The sequence below is a fragment of the Cerasibacillus terrae genome, assembly GCF_008039555.1.
Lineage (GTDB): Bacteria > Bacillota > Bacilli > Bacillales > Amphibacillaceae > Cerasibacillus > Cerasibacillus terrae.
Genome location: NZ_VDUW01000020.1, coordinates 1 through 2,891 on the forward strand (window position 1 = coordinate 1; position 2,891 = coordinate 2,891).

The window sequence follows — 2,891 nt, forward strand, 5'->3', positions numbered from 1 at the left end:
AGCAATTCCGCCATCCATTTGCTTTAAATTAAACCATATATCATTCCTATCTACTCGCATCATGGCATTTCTTGCGATGGGGGAAATATACGCCGTTGTGTCGGCTACATAGTTTTCAAATAAGGATGGTCGTAACTGATGGTTTTGTGATTACTTCTAATAGCTAGGATACATTAAATAGGTTGTACGTTTTATAGGTGTTGTACGTACTTTATAATTTGTTAAAACTTCATAGAGGGCTGATATGGATTATCACTTTCTTGTGGATAAAATGCGGTTTATTCGGCACTAGGTAGCCTCACCCTAAAAGAAAATCTTGAAAGGCATTTAGCCAATCAAGTTTTTTCCTGTAGGTATCGTTATCATTCTTTATCATTTTTTAATTCTTTTAAAAAACCAGGGTCAATCCAAACATCTTCAACTTTGTAATCATCTAAATCATCTTCATGGTGATATGGTTCCATAAGACTTAAAAACTCTTCAAAATTCTTCGCAACTTTTAAAAGAGAATTAGTAGACAAAACATCCTCATTCATAAGTTCCGTATCATGGTCCCACAAACTTATTGACCAATTATCAATGTTTAAACAAACTATATTGCCCCCCTCTACTCTACATATAGGTATGTTCCCACTTGGTATCCGTTCTTTATAAGTTTCATATTGTGACTTTAAATCATTGTGTTTCACATTATTTACTCCAAAAAAATCAGTTACAGAAAATGACTTTATCTCTTCATTTTGAAGTTCAACAATATTTAATTCAGGAATACCACCATTATTTTTTTCTAGGAATTTTATATATTCAGTTGGCAAATTAACCCCTAGTTCTTTTTCAAAATTGTTGAATTCCTTCTCATTAAACTTTACATTGCTAGGTTTTATTTCAATCATTATTACACCTCTTTCAAATATCTTTTACACATCACGGTGCCAAGCCTTTTCTTATCAATGCCGCACCACCAGTATGCCTTACAGCCTGATGTAAATCTGTTGGTACTAACATTAACGTTCTTCCATCTTCCACGTGGTGCCATGTGTAACCACTGGGGGTTGATTTTAATCCCATAGCCTTGTTTGCAGCGGTAAAATCACTGGATGTATTACCTTTTAGTCCATCTATTTTTACTTTAGCTTTAGAATAAGGACTAAAATCTGGAAAACCATCATTTGTGAATTTTACACCATTTGGGTACTTTTTAGCTAAATCACCACTTAGATTATATGTTTGTCCTGCATATTTCTTATTTATAATTCTAACACCATCATATCCAATACCCTTAGAACCCTTCACCGAAAACATCTGCGGGCTAACCTCACTAAGAGGTTTCATCTCCATCCCAAAGGTATTGATATCGGTTGAATTGGTCGCAAGTTTTTCCCTATAAAAAACAGGTACCTTTGTTTTTCCTAATGCGGTTTTGGCTGTTGTCATTTTTTGTATTAAGAAATCCTTGCTGTAAGGAGTGCCTTTTAAGATTCCTGTTGGAACATTTTTATTTGGCTCCCTTTCATTCTGTTGTATCATTTAATAGATTTAAAATGTAACACTTTGTTTTTTGCTATAGCCGTCAGAAGAACTTTTCTGACTTTTATGGATAGCATTACAGAATAAAAAAAGCGATTAATAATCTGGTGAGGATATTTTACACCATTCATATTAAAAGCTTTTTAAACAGACACCAAATCTAAAATGAATTTTATTCATCCAATATGCGCAATAATTTTTCCCTAGGCATAATTATCAACCCAACCACAAGGAAAAACACCAAAAGGGTATCTGGCAATCAATTTTCAAAAAAGAATTACTTTTTTCATTTATTGCTCTATTAATAGCAACAGCTACAACGTAAATACTCTATGTTCGTATAGTTTTTTACTTTTTAACAGCTTATTATTTAATTCTTCACTAGAAAAATATTTTACTCATATTAATCTGTATATTCCGCCTTACCTATAAATTCCAACTTATAGGTACCTTTATCTACGAAGTTAACTATTTTACCTTCTTTATTATAATCATAATTATAAATTAGTATAATAGTATTATATTTAGACTTTAACTTTATATTATTGTACTGCTGTATTAATTGATCATCATATGAAAAATCCACTAAAAGTTTTTCTATTTCATCTTCAGTATAAGGAATCCAATCTTTTTCAATTAAGTCCCTATCATAATATCCTAATTTAAAATCTTTCTCAAAAATAGAAGGGATACTGTCTCCATCTTGATTATATTTTATTTCAGTGTACTTTTCGAGTTTATCAAAATCACGAAAGTATCCTAACCATAAAGATACATCGTTTTTCATTTTTTACCTCCTCAAACCTTCTGGTAAATCCATAATACCATTTTTCATTCTTTTTTTAGCCCATTCATTAAGCCCTTTAACAAAACTTTCATAGTCAGAAGCAGAATCAATAATCTTTAAAATTTCATTATGTGCTTTTGTCGAACCTCTGCCTCCATGGCGACCAGGTGGATTCACAAATTCAACATTTTTAGTCAGAGACCTCATTTCTTTAATGTCATCCATACTAATTCCCCACTGTTTAAATTTAGGAGTTCTTGCTACAAGATGCCATTCATGGTAGCCCCCTGGACGTCTAATTCTATCTTCTATTTTACTTCTCAGCCGAGGATTATTCCACATTTCCTCAAATTCTTTTACTGATAGATTATCAAACCATTTGTTAAATTCATTGTTTCTTACTGAAGGGATTTTCACATCATTTAAATGCTTACCCGCACCCTTCACCGAAAACATCTGCGGTTTAACCTCACTAAGAGGTTTCATCTCCATTCCAAAGGTATTGATATCGGTTGAATTGGTCGCAAGTTTTTCCCTATAAAAAACAGGAACCTTCGTCTTGCCTAATGCGGTTTTG

At 32.5% G+C, this 2,891-nt stretch carries 4 protein-coding genes; all 4 read right to left on the reverse strand.

Translation table 11 applies throughout. The features are described 5' to 3' along the window. Window positions 1–362: 362 nt before the first annotated feature. A complete protein-coding gene (locus FHP05_RS15050; RefSeq protein ID WP_147670785.1) occupies window positions 363–893 on the reverse strand; it encodes an SMI1/KNR4 family protein in 531 nt (176 codons plus the stop codon). 31 nt (window positions 894–924) lie between these two features. Continuing rightward, window positions 925–1,434: an HNH endonuclease gene (locus FHP05_RS15055; RefSeq protein ID WP_210766941.1), complete on the reverse strand. Its 510-nt coding sequence runs from the start codon at window positions 1,432–1,434 to the stop codon at window positions 925–927. A gap of 496 nt (window positions 1,435–1,930) precedes the next feature. Next, window positions 1,931–2,314, reverse strand: a complete 384-nt coding sequence (locus FHP05_RS15060; RefSeq protein ID WP_147670789.1) for an immunity 22 family protein — start codon at window positions 2,312–2,314, stop codon at window positions 1,931–1,933. A gap of 3 nt (window positions 2,315–2,317) precedes the next feature. Next, window positions 2,318–2,806 (reverse strand): hypothetical protein, encoded by a 489-nt coding sequence (locus FHP05_RS15065; RefSeq protein WP_330998101.1) that lies wholly within the window; start codon window positions 2,804–2,806, stop codon window positions 2,318–2,320. Window positions 2,807–2,891 lie beyond the last annotated feature (85 nt).

What these genes read in the sequence shown, in the direction of transcription:
- FHP05_RS15050 (WP_147670785.1), bottom strand. Translation starts at nt 893, where the DNA reads ATGATTGAAATAAAACCTAGCAATGTAAAGTTTAATGAGAAGGAATTC.
- FHP05_RS15055 (WP_210766941.1), bottom strand. Translation starts at nt 1,434, where the DNA reads ATGACAACAGCCAAAACCGCATTAGGAAAAACAAAGGTACCTGTTTTT.
- FHP05_RS15060 (WP_147670789.1), bottom strand. Translation starts at nt 2,314, where the DNA reads ATGAAAAACGATGTATCTTTATGGTTAGGATACTTTCGTGATTTTGAT.
- FHP05_RS15065 (WP_330998101.1), bottom strand. Translation starts at nt 2,806, where the DNA reads ATGGAGATGAAACCTCTTAGTGAGGTTAAACCGCAGATGTTTTCGGTG.